Source organism: Streptomyces sp. Tu 3180 (assembly GCF_009852415.1).
In the GTDB taxonomy this organism is placed as follows: Bacteria; Actinomycetota; Actinomycetes; order Streptomycetales; family Streptomycetaceae; genus Streptomyces.
This window is the reverse complement of sequence record NZ_WOXS01000002.1, coordinates 1487864-1504338: the sequence shown is the minus strand read 5'-3', so window position 1 is coordinate 1504338 and position 16475 is coordinate 1487864. Positions and strand designations below refer to the sequence as shown.

19 protein-coding genes and 1 pseudogene are annotated in these 16475 nt (G+C 73.7%); 11 read left to right on the top strand and 9 right to left on the bottom strand.

The features are described 5' to 3' along the window. Window positions 1–14 precede the first annotated feature (14 nt). Window positions 15–538 (bottom strand): annotated as a pseudogene (locus GL259_RS07695) (Rieske (2Fe-2S) protein). 212 nt (window positions 539–750) lie between these two features. On the opposite strand from GL259_RS07695, the gene GL259_RS07690 reads away from it, so the two are divergent. Continuing rightward, a complete protein-coding gene (locus GL259_RS07690; protein ID WP_159530457.1) occupies window positions 751–1515 on the top strand; it encodes a HipA family kinase in 765 nt (254 codons plus the stop codon). Beyond that, entirely contained in the window at window positions 1512–1895 is a 384-nt protein-coding gene (locus GL259_RS07685; protein ID WP_159530455.1) for a DUF3037 domain-containing protein, read from the top strand. Before GL259_RS07690 ends, GL259_RS07685 begins: the two co-directional genes overlap by 4 nt. Before the next feature lie 37 nt (window positions 1896–1932). On the opposite strand, the gene GL259_RS07680 is transcribed toward GL259_RS07685, so the two are convergent. Then, window positions 1933–2493, bottom strand: a complete 561-nt coding sequence (locus GL259_RS07680; RefSeq protein ID WP_159530453.1) for an excalibur calcium-binding protein — start codon at window positions 2491–2493, stop codon at window positions 1933–1935. 297 nt (window positions 2494–2790) lie between these two features. Here GL259_RS07680 and fabG point away from each other — a divergent pair, with 297 nt between their 5' ends. From fabG to GL259_RS07655, 5 genes are all read left to right on the top strand, one after another. Beyond that, window positions 2791–3552, top strand: a complete 762-nt coding sequence (gene fabG, locus GL259_RS07675; RefSeq protein WP_159530451.1) for a 3-oxoacyl-ACP reductase FabG — start codon at window positions 2791–2793, stop codon at window positions 3550–3552. Between the two features lie 14 nt (window positions 3553–3566). Further along, complete coding sequence (locus tag GL259_RS07670; protein ID WP_159530449.1) at window positions 3567–4325, top strand: SDR family oxidoreductase; 759 nt, start codon at window positions 3567–3569, stop codon at window positions 4323–4325. A gap of 223 nt (window positions 4326–4548) precedes the next feature. After that, on the top strand, window positions 4549–6135 hold the full coding sequence (locus GL259_RS07665; protein ID WP_166461441.1) for an ABC transporter substrate-binding protein: 1587 nt from the start codon (window positions 4549–4551) through the stop codon (window positions 6133–6135). Between the two features lie 90 nt (window positions 6136–6225). After that, entirely contained in the window at window positions 6226–6909 is a 684-nt protein-coding gene (gene ung / locus GL259_RS07660) for a uracil-DNA glycosylase (RefSeq protein WP_159530445.1), read from the top strand. 136 nt (window positions 6910–7045) lie between these two features. Beyond that, complete coding sequence (locus GL259_RS07655) at window positions 7046–7561, top strand: tetratricopeptide repeat protein (protein WP_159530443.1); 516 nt, start codon at window positions 7046–7048, stop codon at window positions 7559–7561. Between the two features lie 103 nt (window positions 7562–7664). Here GL259_RS07655 and GL259_RS07650 read toward each other — a convergent pair whose 3' ends face one another. The 3 genes from GL259_RS07650 to GL259_RS07640 form a co-directional block, all read right to left on the bottom strand. Then, entirely contained in the window at window positions 7665–8096 is a 432-nt protein-coding gene (locus GL259_RS07650) for a hypothetical protein (protein ID WP_243762271.1), read from the bottom strand. Window positions 8097–8248: 152 nt separating this feature from the next. Next, the gene (locus GL259_RS07645) at window positions 8249–8761 is read right to left on the bottom strand and encodes a DinB family protein (protein ID WP_159530441.1); all 513 of its coding nucleotides are present in this window, start codon (window positions 8759–8761) and stop codon (window positions 8249–8251) included. A 30-nt stretch (window positions 8762–8791) separates the two neighbouring features. Next, on the bottom strand, window positions 8792–9397 hold the full coding sequence (locus GL259_RS07640; protein WP_159530439.1) for a TetR/AcrR family transcriptional regulator: 606 nt from the start codon (window positions 9395–9397) through the stop codon (window positions 8792–8794). A gap of 88 nt (window positions 9398–9485) precedes the next feature. Here GL259_RS07640 and GL259_RS07635 point away from each other — a divergent pair, with 88 nt between their 5' ends. Together GL259_RS07635 and GL259_RS07630 are read left to right on the top strand one after the other, a co-directional pair. Next, entirely contained in the window at window positions 9486–10709 is a 1224-nt protein-coding gene (locus GL259_RS07635) for an FAD-dependent monooxygenase (protein WP_159530437.1), read from the top strand. A 13-nt stretch (window positions 10710–10722) separates the two neighbouring features. Continuing rightward, complete coding sequence (locus GL259_RS07630; RefSeq protein ID WP_159530436.1) at window positions 10723–11628, top strand: Gfo/Idh/MocA family oxidoreductase; 906 nt, start codon at window positions 10723–10725, stop codon at window positions 11626–11628. Here the strand turns inward: GL259_RS07630 and lnt are convergent. Further along, a complete protein-coding gene (lnt, locus tag GL259_RS07625) occupies window positions 11552–13117 on the bottom strand; it encodes an apolipoprotein N-acyltransferase (protein WP_159530435.1) in 1566 nt (521 codons plus the stop codon). The two genes, GL259_RS07630 and lnt, sit on opposite strands and share 77 nt — an antisense overlap. 68 nt (window positions 13118–13185) lie before the next feature. Then, complete coding sequence (locus tag GL259_RS07620) at window positions 13186–13671, bottom strand: nuclear transport factor 2 family protein (protein WP_159530434.1); 486 nt, start codon at window positions 13669–13671, stop codon at window positions 13186–13188. Between the two features lie 83 nt (window positions 13672–13754). On the opposite strand from GL259_RS07620, the gene GL259_RS07615 reads away from it, so the two are divergent. Both GL259_RS07615 and GL259_RS07610 read left to right on the top strand, forming a co-directional pair. Next, window positions 13755–14375, top strand: coding sequence for a DUF4291 domain-containing protein (locus tag GL259_RS07615; protein ID WP_159538458.1), 621 nt, complete (start codon window positions 13755–13757; stop codon window positions 14373–14375). Between the two features lie 47 nt (window positions 14376–14422). Next, a complete protein-coding gene (locus GL259_RS07610; protein WP_159530433.1) occupies window positions 14423–15163 on the top strand; it encodes a glucose 1-dehydrogenase in 741 nt (246 codons plus the stop codon). A 24-nt stretch (window positions 15164–15187) separates the two neighbouring features. Here the strand turns inward: GL259_RS07610 and GL259_RS07605 are convergent, their stop codons facing one another. Beyond that, a complete protein-coding gene (locus tag GL259_RS07605) occupies window positions 15188–15367 on the bottom strand; it encodes a hypothetical protein (RefSeq protein WP_159530432.1) in 180 nt (59 codons plus the stop codon). 69 nt (window positions 15368–15436) lie between these two features. Beyond that, window positions 15437–16312, bottom strand: coding sequence for an undecaprenyl-diphosphate phosphatase (locus tag GL259_RS07600; protein WP_159530431.1), 876 nt, complete (start codon window positions 16310–16312; stop codon window positions 15437–15439). Between the last annotated feature and the right edge of the window lie 163 nt (window positions 16313–16475).

Genomic DNA, 16475 nt, shown 5'->3' with positions numbered 1-16475 from the left:
GTCGCGGCACCCGCTCAGGCGAGGGTGATCGAGTCACCGCTGACGGTGATCCGCACGGGGGCAGGGGTTTGGTCGCCGGACCGCTCTGCACGCTGCCGTCGGCGATGGAGAAGTTGCTGTTGTGGCAGGGGCAGTTGATGACCCCGTCGGCGACGCTCTTCACCGCGCACCCCTGATGGGTGCAGGTCGCCGAGAACGCCTTGAACTCGCCCGCCGTCGGCTGCGTGACCACCACCTTGCGGTCGGCGAAGACCTTCCCGCCGCCCTCGGGGATGTCGGCGGTCGCGGCGAGCGCGGCACCGGCGGCGTCGTCGCCTCCGCCCGAACCACCGCTGCCCGCGTCGCCCTGCGAGCCGCCGGCGGAGCCGGAGTCCGCGGAGGAGGACGACGACGCGCCGTCGTCGGATCCCCCGCACGCGGTCAGCGCGACGGCGAGACCCGCCGCCCCGGCCGCCGCCACGACGGTCCGGCGGGCCGGTCCCGCGGGGGCACCGCCCCGCTCGAGCGAGGCCGGGGGCTCGGGGAGGACTGAAGCGATGCGCTGGTCATGCCGGTGTGTTCCTTCCGGGGAGAACGCGTGATCTGTGGAGAGGTACGGTCGACGGGCCCGCGCCGTTCAGGCACTGCCGAGAGCTTGGCCCGCCCGGGGTCGGACCGGCGTAAGCCACGACTGTCGTTTCGCTGTCGGCGGAGGCACCCCGCCCACCCGGCCGCCTCCGACGTGCGGCGACGCGCCAGTAGCCTGGGGCGATGCTGAAGGAAGTCATCGCGACCCGCTTCATCGCGCCCCTGCGCGAGGGCGGCTCGCTGCCGGGACTGATCGAGGCCGACGACCTCGGGACCTACGTCCTGAAGTTCACCGGTGCGGGACAGGGCCGCAAGACGCTGGTCGCCGAAGTGGTCTGCGGGGAGCTCGCCCGCCGGCTGGGACTGCGGGTGCCGGGTCTGGTCACCGTCGAACTCGACCCCGTGCTGGGGCTCGGCGAGCCCGACCAGGAGGTGCAGGAGCTGCTGAAGTCCAGCGGCGGCACCAACCTCGGCATGGACTTCCTCTCCGGCGCCCTCGGCTTCGACCCGCTCGCCTTCGAGGTGAGCCCCGAGGAGGCCGGGCGGATCGTCTGGTTCGACGCGCTGGTGAACAACGTCGACCGCTCCTGGCGCAACCCCAACCTGCTCCGCCTGCGAGGTGAGCTCTGGCTCATCGACCACGGGGCGACCATGATCTGGCACCACAACTGGCCCGGTGCCGCGAGCTCCGCCGCGCGCCCCTACGACGCCTCCGACCACGCCCTGAGGTCCTTCGCGCCGGACGTGGCCTCCGCCGCCGCGGAACTGGCCCCGCGGGTCACCGAGGACCTGCTCGCCGAGGTCACCGCGGAGATCCCCGACGTGTGGCTGGCCGGCGAGCCCGGCTTCGGCACGCCGGACGAGCTCCGGCGGGCCTATGCCCGGCCGCTGCTCGCCCGCGCGGCCACCGTCCACCAGCGCATCCACGGCCTCGAGGGGGACCGGTGAACGAACGACACGTCTTCGAGTACGCGCTGCTGCGGGTGGTGCCGCGCGTCGAACGCGGTGAGTGCGTCAACGCGGGAGTGCTCGTGTACTGCCGCCCCAAGTCGTTCGTCGCGGCCCGCACGCACCTCGACGAGCCGCGGCTGCTGGCCCTCGACCCGGAGGTCGATCTGCCCGGCGTACGGGCCGCGCTGCGCGCCGTCGAGGGCGTCTGCGCGGGGGGCGGGGCGGCGGGGCAGGCCGCGCGGGACGATGCCGGGCGGCGCTTCCGCTGGCTGATCGCGCCCCGCTCCACCATCGTCCAGCCGGGTCCCGTGCACACCGGACTCACCGCCGATCCGGCGGCGGAGGTGGAGCGGCTGCTCGACCTGCTCGTGCGCTGACCCGGCCGGCCCGGCGGCGGAGCCGGCGCTCCGGCCGTCACGGCCGGCGGCGCTTGACCAGGTACGCGGTCGCGAGGAGGGCGCCCGTCACGAACGTCACGCCGATCCCCACGTCCCAGCCGCTCGGTCCGGTGTCCGACGAGCCGCCCGTGCCGCCCCGCACGCCGCGCGCCGGCACGGCGGTGGCGGGTGCCGCCGGTGCGGGGGGAGTCACGGATGCGGCGGGTGTCGCCGGTGCGGCGGGAGTCGTCGGCGCGGTGGGCGTCGCTGTTCCGGCTGGAGGGACGGGGGCCGCGAGCAGGTCCGGAGGCGTCACGGGCGCCGTCGGGCCGGTGGCGGCGGGGACGGGCGTCCGGGGCCGGGCGGCGGACGGGACGAGGCCGCGCCGGGGGAGCTTCTCGCAGGCCACTCCGTCGTCCGGTCCCAGCTCCGCGTCGAGCCGGTGGGGATCGCTCGGGTCCGCGCCGAGCAGGTTCTGCGCGTCCTCCTGGAAGGCGAGGTCGCGGCAGTCCGGGTCCCGGGCGTGAGCGGTGTCGGCCGTCGGCACGAGCGCGGCGAGCGCGATCAGCGTGCCCACGGCACCGGTGCGACGGTGCACGGAGCACCTCCTTTCCGGCCACGGGTGGCCCGCGCTTCGACGCCAGGGGCCGCCCGGGGCGGCGCGCAGCGCTGGGCCGATCGGGTGCTCCGCGCGGGCGTGGGAACGGGCCGCCGACGGGCGGAACACGGCCTGTCGCGGAGCCGGCCGTGCGGGGAATGGATCACACCCGCGCGGTGTGCCGTTGACACCGGGTGCCGGGGCTTCTAGCGTCACGTCTGCTGAAGGTACTAAGCGGTCGCTCACTCATGGAGTCCGGCCGCAGGAGCCGCATCCCAAGGGCGAGGAGAAGCAGCAATGTCCACCACTGAGCAGCGGGTCGCGGTCGTCACCGGCGCCGCGCGCGGCATCGGCGCCGCCACCGCCGTACGACTGGCCGCCGAGGGCCGGGCGGTCGCCGTGATCGACCTCGACGAGGCCGCCTGCGAGGACACCGTCGAAAAGATCACCGCCGCGGGTGGCAGGGCCGTCGCGGTCGGCTGCGACGTCTCCGACGAGGCGCAGGTCGAGGCCGCCGTCGCGCGGATCGCGGACGAGCTCGGCGCGCCGACCATCCTGGTCAACAACGCGGGCGTGCTGCGTGACAACCTGCTGTTCAAGATGAGCGTCTCCGACTGGGACACCGTCATGAACGTGCACCTGCGCGGCGCCTTCCTGATGTCCCGGGCCTGCCAGAAGCACATGGTGGACGCGGGCTTCGGCCGGATCGTCAACCTGTCCTCCTCCTCCGCGCTCGGCAACCGAGGCCAGGTCAACTACTCGGCCGCCAAGGCCGGTCTGCAGGGCTTCACCAAGACCCTCGCCAAGGAGCTCGGCAAGTTCGGCGTCACCGCCAACGCCGTCGCCCCCGGCTTCATCGCCACCGAGATGACCAAGGCCACCGCCGACCGCGTCGGCATGGGCTTCGAGGACTTCAAGGCCGCCGCCGCCACCCAGATCCCGGTGAACCGCGTCGGCGAACCGGAGGACATCGCCAACGCCATCGCCTTCTTCACCGGCGAGGAGGCCGGCTTCGTCTCCGGCCAGGTGCTGTACGTCGCCGGCGGACCGCTCGACTAGGGAGGACCGAGGACATGACTTCTGTGGAACTCTCGGGCAAGGTCGCCCTGGTCACCGGTGCCAGCCGCGGCATCGGCTACGGCGTCGCCGAGGCGCTGGTCGCGCGCGGCGACCGCGTCTGCATCACCGGCCGGGGCGAGGACGCCCTCAAGGAGGCGGTCGAGAGGCTCGGCGCCGACCGCGCCGTGTACGTCGCCGGCAAGGCGCACGACGAGGCCCACCAGGCCGCCGCCGTGGAGCGCGTGATGGAGGCCTTCGGCCGCGTCGACTACCTGGTCAACAACGCCGGCACCAACCCGGTGTTCGGGCCGATCGCCGACCTCGACCTGAACGTGGCGCGCAAGGTGTTCGAGACCAACGTGATCTCGGCGCTCGGCTTCGCGCAGAAGACCTGGCACGCCTGGCAGAAGGACAACGGCGGCGCGATCGTCAACATCGCCTCCGTCGCGGGCCTCGCGCCCTCGCCGTTCATCGCCGCCTACGGCGTCAGCAAGGCCGCGCTGATCAACCTGACCCAGCAGCTGGCGCACGAGTTCGCGCCCAGGGTGCGGGTCAACGCCATCGCCCCGGCCGTGGTGAAGACCAAGTTCGCCCAGGCGCTGTACGAGGGCCGGGAGGCGGAGGCCGCCGCGGCCTACCCGCTGGGCCGGCTCGGTGTGCCGTCCGACATCGGCGGTGCGGCCGCGTTCCTCACCTCGGAGCAGTCGGACTGGGTCACCGGCCAGACCCTGGTGGTCGACGGCGGCATCTTCCTGAACGCCGGCGTGGCCTGACCCGCCCCGCCGTCCGGACCCCCGCGCGCCCCGGCGTGCGGGGGTCCCGGCACGGGTGTCCGTCGACGGAAACGGCGCCCGTGCCGGCGTTCCGGGCCCCGGAGGGCGCTGACAACGTAGTCATCCGCAGGTCGGTCTCAAGGGTCGTACGGGAGAGGTCCACGGGGCGGAACACTGCGGTATGGTCTGCCGACCTTGGTAGGGCAGATCGAGGAGCGTGCGCGTGTTCAACCGGAACCGATGCCTGCGGCGGGTGGCGGCCATCGCGTCCATATCGTCCCTGGTGGCCGGATGCGGCGTCCTGTCGTCCGACACCCCGGAGGACGAGGGACCCATCATTCTGGGAACCACCAGCTCCCCCAGCACGCTGGACCCTGCCGCCTCCTGGGACAGTTCCTGGGAGCTGTTCCGCAACATCTACCAGACGCTGTTGAGTTACCCCGTCGGCGCGAGCACGCCCCAGCCGGACGCCGCCGAGAGCTGCGAGTTCTCCGACAGCTCCAACCAGGTGTTCCGCTGCGAACTGCGCGAGGGACTGAAGTTCTCCGACGGCAGCGCGCTCGACGCCAAGGCCGTCAAGCACTCCATCGACCGGATCCGCGAGATCAACGTCAACGGCGGCCCCGCCGGTCTGCTGGGCAGCCTCGAACGGGTGCAGGCGCCGAACGAGCGCGAGGTGGTCTTCTACCTCAACAAGCCGGACGCCACCTTCCCGTTCGTGCTCGCCACCCCCGCCATGTCGATCGTCGCCCCCGGCGCCTACCCGGCCGGCGCCCTGCGCAAGGAGGGCGGCGTGGTCGGTTCCGGGCCGTACACCCTCCAGTCGTACGAGGAGGGCAAGGAGGCCGAACTCGTCCGCAACGACCGCTACAAGGGCCAGGCCGAGCGCCGGAACAACGCGGTGACCATCCGCTACTTCCAGGACTCCGGCACCATGGTCGAGGCGCTGCGGGACGAGCAGATCCACCTGACCTACCGCGGTCTGGCCGCCGGTGACATCATCGACCTCCAGGGCAAGACCTCCAAGGAGGAGGAGATCCAGCTGGTCGAGGGCACCGGGACCGACATCAGTTACCTGGTGTTCAACCCGAAGGACCCGTGGGCCGGCAAGAAGGCGGTGCGCCGGGCCGTCGCCCAGGTCGTCGACCGCGCGGCGATCGCGCACAAGGTCTACAAGGACACGGTCGACCCGCTGTACTCCATGGTCCCCAAGGGCCTGACCGGTCACACCACCGGTTTCTTCGACGACTACGGCGACCCCGACGTCGGCAAGGCCCGGCAGATCCTCACCTCGGCGGGCATCACCGAGCCGGTCCCGCTCACCCTCTGGTACACCACGGACCGCTACGGCTCCGAGACCGCGCTGGAGTTCAAGGAGCTCGAGCGCCAGCTGGAGGCCTCGAAGCTGTTCGACGTCACGCTCAAGAGCCGCCCCTGGAAGACCTACGTCGAGGGCTACCAGAAGGGCGAGTACCCGGTGTTCGGGCGCGGCTGGTTCCCCGACTTCCCGGACGCGGACAACTTCATCGCCCCGTTCGTCGGCAAGCAGAACGCGCTCGGCACGCCCTACGAGGCCACCAAGATCACCGACGACCTGCTGCCCAGCTCCCGCCGCGAGAGCGACCGCGGCAACGTGGTGCAGCAGTTCGAGGAGGCCCAGCAGATCCTCGTCGACGACGTGCGGCTGCTGCCGCTGTGGCAGGGGCGGCAGTACGTGGCCGTGAGCCGGGACATCTCGGGGGCGGAGCGGGCGCTGGACCCGTCCACGATCATGATGGTGGGGGAACTCTCCCGGAAGACCAGCTGGTAGGACCGGGCACGGCCGTCCGCGGGGCCGGCTGTCAGTGGTCGCCTGTAGGTTCTGGAGCCTGGAAGCGACCGCACACGTGAGGACAATGACGTGACCGACATCGCCATGCTGCCCGAGTCCTGGCGCGGGGTTCTGGGCGACGAACTGCAGCAGCCCTACTTCAAGGAGCTGACCGAGTTCGTCGAGGAGGAGCGGGCGAAGGGTCCCGTCTACCCGCCCCGCGAGGAGGTCTTCGCGGCGCTGGACGCCACGCCGTACGACAAGGTGAAGGTCCTGGTCCTCGGCCAGGACCCCTACCACGGCGAGGGGCAGGGGCACGGCCTGTGCTTCTCGGTCCGGCCCGGGGTGCGGATCCCGCCGTCGCTGCGGAACATCTACAAGGAGATGCAGGCGGAGCTGGGCACGCCCATCCCGGACAACGGCTATCTGATGCCGTGGGCCGAGCAGGGCGTGCTGCTGCTCAACGCGGTGCTCACGGTCCGCGGCGGCGAGGCCAACTCGCACAAGGGCCGCGGCTGGGAGAGGTTCACCGACGCCGTCATCCGCGCGGTGGCCGGCCGTCCCGACCCGGCGGTCTTCGTGCTGTGGGGGAACTACGCGCAGAAGAAGCTGCCGCTCATCGACGAGACCCGGCACGTGGTGGTCAAGGGCGCCCACCCCTCGCCGCTGTCGGCGAAGAAGTTCTTCGGCTCCCGCCCGTTCACGCAGATCAACGAGGCGGTGGCCGCGCAGGGCCACGAGCCGATCGACTGGACCATCCCGAACCTGGGCTGACGCCTCCCCGGGGTGCGGTCCGGTCCGCCGGATCCCGTCCCCGGCCGCCCGGGTGCCACGGAGCGGCCTGCCCGGTATCGGCCCCGCCTGCCGTTAGCGTCGGGTGCGACAGCCGGCGAGCGGTGCGGAGGGCGTGGTGGCGGAGCGACAGGGGCAGGCGGCGCCGGATGCCGTGCTGACACGGATCGGGCAGGTCGTGATGCTGCACCACGCGGGCGACCGCGAGGAGGCCCGGCACCGCCTCCTCGGCCTGTGGGCGGAGATCGGCGCGCACGGCGACCCGCTGCACCGCTGCACCCTGGCCCACTACCTCGCCGACACCCAGGACGACCCCGAGGACGAACTGGCCTGGGACCTGCGGGCGCTGACGGCCGCGGAGGAGGTCGTCGGGGACCGGCCCGCCGGGTACGAGGGGTCCCTCGCCGTGCGGGCCCTCTACCCGTCGCTGCACCTGAACCTGGCCGCCGACTACGCCCGCCTCGGCCGTCCCGACGCCGCCCGCACCCACCTCCACCGGGCCCGGGGCGCGGCCCGCACCCTTGCCGACGACCGCTACGGCGAGGGCGTGCGGGCCGCCATCCGGCGGCTGGAGGACCGGCTGGGCGAGGGCGGGGCGCCCGGTGGGTGGCGGCCGCCGAGGCAGCGCCCCTAGGGTCCGCCGGCGACCCCCGTCCGCCCGGCGGTGTCCGGCGCGCGGGAGCGCGGCGACGCCCCCGGCACCCCGGTGGGGCGGCGGGGCGTCGACGGCGGCCGGATCAGCCTCCGTACGCCTTCTCGCAGATGGTCGACTCCGGGCTGCCCGGGCGCCAGCCGCCGTACTTCCTGCCCAGCGCGCAGGGATCCGCACCGCCGCCCTCGGCAGGGCGCGCCGGCTCCGGGATCTCGGGGAGGGCCCGGGGCCGTTGCGGGGGACCGGACGGCCTCGGCCGCGGCCGGGCCGGCCGGGCCCGCTCGTTCCGGTCGCCGGGCGGCGCCTTGCGCTCCGGTGCGGTGGTCGGGAGGACGGCGCGGTGCGACGGGGTCCCCGGCGTCTTCGTGGGCCGGGACGGGCCGACCATCTCCAGGGCCTCGCGCGCCGGTGCCTGCACGACCGGACGCGCCTCGGACGGCCGGGGCGGTGCCGCCGGCGGGCCGGGCACGGCAGGACGCTCGACCGTCACGCAGCCGGAGAGGGCCGAGACAGCCACGGTCAGCACAAGCGTTGCTGTGGTCGTCTTTCGATGCACCCGCGCCACTTTGCTGGCTCGGGCCGTCCGGGGGAGGGCGGACAGGCGGAGCATGCCCCGCACGGGTGATCTCCGGCCCCGTACGGGGGGTCGTGGACGTGCCGTGGGTGACGTCAGTCGCCGGTGGCGCCGTCGATCCGCTCGCGGACCAGGTCGGCGTGGCCGTTGTGGCGCGCGTACTCCTCGATCATGTGGGTGTAGATCCAGCGCAGGCTGAACGGTTCGTCGTCGGCCCTGCCCCGGCCCTTGGACAGGTCGTCCAGCGCGAAGCCGGCCGCGTTGCGCCGGGCGGCGTCGATCTCGGCCTGCCAGGTGGTGTACGCCTCCTGCCAGGTGTCCGCCGCGGTGAGGTGGAACTCGCCGTCCCGGTCGGCCTCGCTGTAGTGGATCGGGCCGGCGTCCTCGGCCGCGAGCACCCTGCGGAACCAGGACCGTTCCACCTCCGCCATGTGCCGCACCAGCCCCATCAGGGACAGTTCCGAGGGGGGAACCGACGCGGTGCGCAGCTGGTCGTCGGTCAGTCCCTCGCACTTGAGGGCGAGGGTGCGGCGGTGGTAGTCGAGCCAGCCCTCCAGCATGGTGCGTTCGTCGGCGTTCCGGTCGGGTTCGCGGCGCTCGGTCGTCATGCGGACATCCTCACCCGCTCCCGCCCCCGCTCACCAGACGTCCCGGGGACCGCCGAGCATTCCGGCCAGCAGCTCCCCCAGGTCCGAGCGCACCTCCGCGAGGCTCGGCACGCGCGCGCTGAAGGACCCGGCCACGCAGGAGAACATCAGCCCGTCCGCCCAGGCGATCAGCGACAGCGCGTGCCGGTCCGGCTCGGTGGAGCCGAGCCCGGTGACCAGTGCGGTGAGCTGGTCGCGGAAGCGGGCACCGGTCGCGTCGAAGTACGCCCGCAGTTCGGGGCGGCGGGTGGCCTCCAGGGCCAGCTCGTAACGGGCGAGGGTGAGTTCGCGGTTGCGGGTCAGCGCGCGGTGGGCGGCCCGTGCCAGGGCGTCCACCAGGGAGCCGGCGCCGGCCCGCGGGTCCGGCATCTCGTGCAGCGCGAGGACGCGCGCCTCCCGCTCGGCGAGCCGCCGCACCGCCAGCTCCAGCAGCGCCTGGCGGGTGCGCGCCAGGTTCGAGGTGGATCCCTGGGGGAGTCCGGCCGCCTGGTCGACCGCCCGGTGGGTGAGCCCGCGCATTCCGCGTTCGGCGAGCAGGGCGAGGGCGGCGTCGGCGACGAGGTCGGCGCGGGAGGCGCCTGCGGTGGGGACGGACATGGAGGCCAACCTACCCGCCGCACTACGTCTGTAGTACGTTGGAGCCGAAGGTTCACTACAGATGTAGTCAACGATCCGAGGAGGAGCCATGACACGGGTGCAGCGGGCCATCGTGATCGGCGGCGGAATCGGCGGCCTGACGGCCGCGGTCGCCCTGCACCGGCGCGGTGTCCGCGTCACGGTGCTGGAGCGCGCCGGCTCCCTGGAACCGGTCGGCGCGGCCATCTCCCTGTCCCCGAACGCGCTGCGCGGGCTGGACGTCATCGGACTCGGTGACGACATCCGCGCCCTGTCGGCGTGGCAGGGCGACGGAGGTCTGCGCGCGCCCGGTGGACGGTGGCTGTCGCGGACCAGTGCCGCCGTCGCGGCCGAGCGTTTCGGGGGACCCCTCGTCCTGCTCCACCGCGCCACCCTCGTCGGCCACCTCGCCGCGCGGCTGCCGTCCGACGCCGTCCGCACGGCCACCGACGCCCGTCTCCTGGACCCCGGTGCCGCGGGCGACCCCGGCCGGCCGGCCCGTGTCGCCACCCCCGGCGGCGACCTGGAGGCCGACCTGGTGGTGGCCGCCGACGGCATCCGCTCCGCCGTGCGCCGCGCGCTCTTCCCCCAGCACCCCGGGGCGGTGTACTCCGGGTTCACCACCTGGCGGGTGGTGATCCCGCTCCCCGGGGTGGAGTTCGCCTCGCACGAGACCTGGGGCCGGGGCCGCATCTGGGGCACGCACCCGCTCAAGGACGGCAGGGTCTACGCCTACGCCGCCGCCGTCGCCCCCGCGGGGGAGCACGCCCCGGACGACGAGCGCGCCGAACTGCTGCGGCTCTACGGCGACTGGCACACCCCGGTGCCCGAGGTCCTGGCCGCCACCCGCCCCGAGGACGTGCTCCGCCACGACGTCCACCACATCGCCGAGCCGCTGCCCGCCTACCACCGCGGCCGGGTGGCCCTGGTCGGCGACGCCGCGCACGCCATGCCGCCGACCCTCGGACAGGGCGGCAACCAGGCCGTCGAGGACGCGGTCACCCTCGCCCACCACCTCGACGACCTGCCCGGTTACACAGCGGTCCGGCTGCCCCGCACCACCGCGATCGCCCGCCGGGCCGTGCAGGTGGCACGCGTCAACCTGATGACCGGCCGCGTGGGCACCGCCGTACGCGACAGCGCCCTCGTCGCGCTGTCGAAGGCCGCTCCGGGGCTGTTCCTGCGGGGATTCGACGGCATCGCCGACTGGCGACCGCCCGGGGGCACCACCCGCTCGAGTGAGGGCGGCAGCGGGGAGGCCGTATGCTCGCAGACCACGGCAGGCAAGGGCTAGAGGAGAACACCCCGTGAAGGTCGGCTGCATCGGACTCGGTGACATCGCGCAGAAGGCCTACCTCCCGGTGCTCGCCGTGCAGCCCGGGGTGGAACTGCACCTGCAGACCCGCACCCCCGCCACGCTCGAGCGGGTCGCCGACAGCCTGCACCTCCCGGCCGGGCGGCGCCACGCGGACCTCTCCGCGCTGCTCGCCCAGGACCTCGACGCGGCCTTCGTGCACGCGCCGACGCAGGTCCACCCGGAGATCGTGACGCGTCTCCTCGAGGCGGGCGTACCGACGTACGTCGACAAGCCGCTCGCCTACGCACTCGACGACTCCACGCGGCTCGTGGAGCTCGCCGAGGAGCGCGGCACGAGCCTCGCCGTCGGCTTCAACCGGCGCTTCGCCCCGGCCTACGCCCAGTGCGCCGACCATCCGCGCGAACTGATCCTGATGCAGAAGAACCGGGTCGGACTGCCGGAGGAGCCGCGCACGATGATCCTCGACGACTTCATCCACGTCGTCGACACCCTGCGCTTCCTGGTGCCCGGCCCGGTCGACGACGTGACCGTGCGCGCCCGCACCGAGGGCGGACTGCTGCACCACGTGGTGCTCCAGCTCGCCGGGGAGGGCTTCACCGCGCTCGGCGTGATGAACCGGCTCAGCGGATCGGCCGAGGAGATCCTCGAGGTCTCCGGGCAGGACACCAAGCGCCAGGTGGTCAACCTCGCCGAGGTGATCGACCACAAGGGACAGCCGACCGTGCGCCGGCGCGGCGACTGGGTGCCGGTGTCCCGCCAGCGCGGCATCGAGCAGGCGGTGCTCGCCTTCCTGGACGCGGTGCGCGCGGGCGAGGTGCTCAGCGCCCGGGACGCGCTGGCGACCCATGAGCTGTGCGAGCGGGTGGTACGCGCGGTCCACGAGCGCCCCGCCTGAGGCGCACCGCCTCGATGACGGCCCAGGCGGCCAGGACCGGCAGCGCGGCGTGCAGCGGCCAGTCGCCGAGGCGGACGTAGGGCGTGGTGCCGTGCGCCAGCGGGACCTCGTACACCTGCGCGGCGCCGGTGTCCGTGCCGAGCCACGGGCCGACGCGCTCCCCTCCCGGTCCGTACACGGCGGAGACGCCCGTCAGGGTCGCGTGCACCATCGGACGGCCGGTCTCGGCGGCCCGCAGCGCGGCGAGCGTGGCGTGCTGCCCGGGAGCCCAGCTCTGCTGGAACGTCGAGGTGGACGACTGGGCGATCAGGACGTCGGCGCCGTCCTCGGCGAGGTGCCGGCTCATGTCGGGGAACGCGCTCTCGAAGCACACCATCGGGCCGATCCGCGGCCCGTTCCCCGCGTCCATCACCACCTGCCGCGAGCCGCGCCTGCGGTCCTCGCCGGCCGCCTCGCCGACGGAGGTCGCCCAGCCCAGCAGGGAACGGGCCGGGACGTACTCGCCGAACGGGACCAGCCGCATCTTGTCGTACCGGTCACCGGTCGGACCGTCCGGGCCGACCAGCACCGAGCTCTTGTGGATGCCGGGCCGGTCGGAGCGCCGGGCGTCCACGTTGACCAGGATCCCGGCGCCCGTCTCGCGGGACAGGGCCGCGAGCCGCCGCGCGAGGTCGGGCCGGTCCCCGAGGTCGAAGCCGACGCTGCTCTCGCCCCAGACGACCAGGGCGACGTCCTGGCCGACGAGTTCACGGGTGAGCCGCTCCTCGAGGTCGAACCGGCGGTCGGGGCTGTCGCGCCCGGAGACGACGCCCGGCTGCACGACCGCGATCCTGACCCGGTCGCCGGTGTCCGGCCGGGGCGACCACACCCACGCGGCGCTGGTCGCGGCGGCCGCCGCGACCAGCCCCGCCACGGCGGGCACGCGGGCCCGCCGCACCGCGACCAGCACCGCCACGGCGACGTTCAGCGCCACCACCAGGAAGCTGAGCAGCCACACGCCGCCGACCGACGCCAGCCGCAGCGCCGCCTCCACCTGCCACTGGCTCGCGCCGAGCACGCCCCACGGGCCGCCGAGCCCCTCCCAGGAGCGGACGAGTTCCACGGCCAGCCAGCCCGACGGCAGCACGACGAGCGCCGCCAGGACCCGGCCCCGCGACGGAACCCCGCCGAGCAGGCGGCGCACCAGCCAGCCCCACGGCGCCCACAGCGCGCCGAGCAGGGCGGCGATGACGAACGTGAACACGTGCAGGTTCGGCAGCAGCCAGTGGTGCATGGCCAGCATGAAGCCGAACCCGCCCCACCAGCCGTCGCGGGCCGCCCGACTCCCCGTCGGTGCGGCGCGGGCCAGCAGGATCCAGGGGACCAGGGCGACGTAGGCGAACCACCACAGGGACGGGGCGGGAAAGGCCAGGACGGGCAGGGCACCCGTGACCGCGGCGACGGCCGAGCGCCGCCACGGGGAGGTGAGCCGGTGGCCGAGCGTCTTCATGGGCCCTCCCTACCCCGTGCTGTCCCCAGTGTGCGTCCCGGAGGTGATCCGGGACAGTGCGCGCCGGGTCAGTCGATCACAGGATCCGTCCGCGGGGCGGGAAGGCGGCGCCACTTCTCCCGCACGACCACCTCGCTCAGCCGCCAGCCGTCGTCCGTGCGCAGCACGGTGAACGCGTACCGGCCGCCGCACACGAGGTCCGGCGCGGCGGACCCGCCGTCCCGCCCGGGGCGGCCCAGCGGGCTCACGTAGTCGGCCCGCACCTGCGCCGTGTCGCCGGTGTCCTGCTCCCAGACGCCGAACCGCACCCTCCGGTTGACGATCAGGTGCTGCCGCACGGGGAACCTCCCCAGGTTCTCCGCGAGCCATCCGGCCACCGTCCGGGCGCTCCCCTCGATCCCGCCGGCCGAGCGGTAGTCCGCCCGCCCCTGTGCCGTGAACAGCCCCCGGTACGCCTCCCAGTCACCGTCGTCCACGGCCACCGCGTACTCGGTGACGAGCCCGTCGACGGCCAGCCGGTCCCTCACGGCCGCGAGCTCCGCACGCTGCGTCATCGGTTCAGTCTTGGACATGCGGCGGGCGGAGCCAAGGGGCGTGCGCGGATATTCGCTGGCTCCCGACGCCGCTGGGGCCGAGGCTGTACGCCGTGAACGATCAGCCGGCCGGCACCCGCCCCAGGTTCGAGGTGCGTGCCCACCACACCGAGTCCACCCTCACCGTCTACCAGGCATACCGCCCGAAGATCGGCCGCGCCGCGGCGCGCGACGGCCGTTTCCCGCCGTCCTGGAGCCGGGAGCGCATGACCTGGATCAAGCCGTCCTTCCTGTGGATGATGTACCGCTGCGGCTGGGGCACGAAGAAGGACCAGGAGACCGTGCTGGCCGTGGAGATCAGCCGCGAGGGGTTCGTCCGGGCCCTGCGGAACGCGTGCCTGTCGCACCACGTCCCCGTCCTGCACGGTGACGCGGCCGCCTGGAAGCGGGAGCTGCGGCAGGCGCCCGCGCGGGTGCAGTGGGACCCGGAGCGGGACCTGCACCTCGGCCCGCTGCCGTACCGCTCGCTCCAACTGGGGCTCGCGGGGGAGGCGGCCGCCCGGTACGCCGACGAGTGGATCGTGGGCATCGAGGACGTGACGCCGCTCGCCACGGAGATCCGGGGGCTGGTGCGCGCGGGGGAGACGGAGCGGGCGGCCGGGCTCCTGCCCGAGGAGCGGCCGTACCCCCTGGACGACGACGTCCTCGCCCGTCTGCGAGCCTAGAACCCCCTCAGGGATCTTCGGCTCGGACCTTTCACCGGGAGGAACTCATGAAGCGTCTCGTCACCGTGGTCACCGGCGGCAGCCGGGGGATCGGCGCCGCGATCTGCCTGCGGCTCGCGGCGGAGGGACACGACGTGGCGGTGGGGTACCTCCGGGACTCCGCCGCCGCCGAGGCGGTGGCGGAGGGGGTGCGGGCGGCGGGGGCCCGTGCCGTGACGGTGCGGGGGGACACCTCGGCCGAGGCGGACGTCGACCGGCTCTTCGAGGTGGCGGAGCGGGAGCTGGGCCCGGTGACGGGGCTGGTGAACAACGCGGCGGTGACCGGGCCGCTGGGGCGGTTCGCCGAGGCCGACACCGCGACCCTGCGCCGGGTCGTGGACGTCAACCTCATGGGGCCGCTGCTGTGCGCGCGGCGGGCCGCGCGGCTCATGACGCCCCGGGGCGAGGGGGTGATCGTGAACATCTCGTCCGGTGCCGCGACGCTGGGAAGCCCGGACGAGTACGTGCACTACGCGGCGACCAAGGCCGCGGTGGACACGCTGACGCTGGGGCTGGCCAAGGAGCTCGGCCCGGACGGCATCCGCGTCAACGCGGTCGCTCCGGGCCTGATCGACACGGACATGCACGCCGCCATGGGCGCCCCGGACCGGGCCCGGCGGATGGCGCCGACGGTTCCGCTGCGGCGTGCGGGGCGGGCGGAGGAGGTCGCGGCGGCCGTGGCGTGGCTGATGTCGCCGGACGCCTCGTACACCACGGGGGCGGTGCTGCGGGTGGCGGGCGGACGCTGAGGCGCGCCGCCCGGGGCGGGCGGGTCAGGCCGCTTCGACGACCTCGCCGCGGACCGCCGCCGCCCACTCGACCACCAGCATCTCGTACTCCTCGCGCTCCTGGGCCGAGAGGGAGCCGCCCGCCCGCAGCCACAGCGCGCGGATCTGCTCGTTGACCTCGGCGGCGGACCGCACGGAACCAGGGGTCGTTAAATCGGGGGACATGCGGACAAGCCTAGGGCCAGACACTGACAGTGCGCTACCGGACGGCCACGCGCCCGGCGGGAGCCCCGGTCAGTGCGCCGGCTCGCCGGCGTCGGGGCTCAGCACACCCGCGCCGACCAGCACGATGATGACGATTCCCAGGACGATGCGGTACCAGACGAACGGCATGAAGCTCCTGGTCGAGATGAACTTCATGAACCAGGCGATCACGGCGTAGCCGACCGCGAAGGCGATGACCGTCGCGAAGGCCGTCGGGCCCCAGGAGACGTGCCCGCCCTCCGCGGCGTCCTTGAGTTCGAACAGGCCGGAGGCCAGCACCGCGGGGATGGCGAGCAGGAAGGAGTAGCGGGCCGCGGCCTCGCGCCGGTACCCCATGAACAGGCCGCCGCTGATGGTGGCGCCGGAGCGGGAGACGCCCGGGATGAGGGCCATGGCCTGGCAGACGCCGTAGATGAGGCCGTCCTTGACGCTCAGGTCCTCGAGCTGCTTGCGCTGCTTGGCCGCGCGGTGCCGGCCGCCGCTCTCGTCCCGTGCCGCGAGGCGGTCGGCGACGCCGAGCACGATGCCCATGCCGATCAGCATCGCCGCGGTGATCCGCAGATCGCGGAACGGGCCCTCGATCTGGTCCTTGAGCGTCACCCCGAGCACGCCGATCGGGATCGAGCCGACGATGACGAGCCAGCCCATGCGCGCGTCGTGGTCCCGGCGCATCTCCTTGTTCGTCAGCGAGCGCGTCCAGGCCGACAGGATCCGCCCGATGTCCTTGCGGAAGTAGATCAGCACCGCGGTCTCGGTGCCGATCTGGGTGATCGCGGTGAAGGCCGCGCCCGGGTCCTCCCAGCCGGAGAAGGCCGCGGTCAGCCGCAGGTGCGCGCTGGAGGAGACGGGGAGGAACTCGGTCAGCCCCTGGACGAGTCCGAGGATGAGGGATTCAAACCAAGACATGAGGTAGCGGAGTCCAAGTGCCGATCGTTCAACGGGCGAAGGGCACACGGCATCGCACCGCGGCGTGCGGTGATCGATGATCGGGTGCGCCGAGGCGAAGCGTAGCGCCCCGAGATGACGGGCCCGACACAGGGGCTTCACGCTCCGCCGGAGCCCGAGCCCG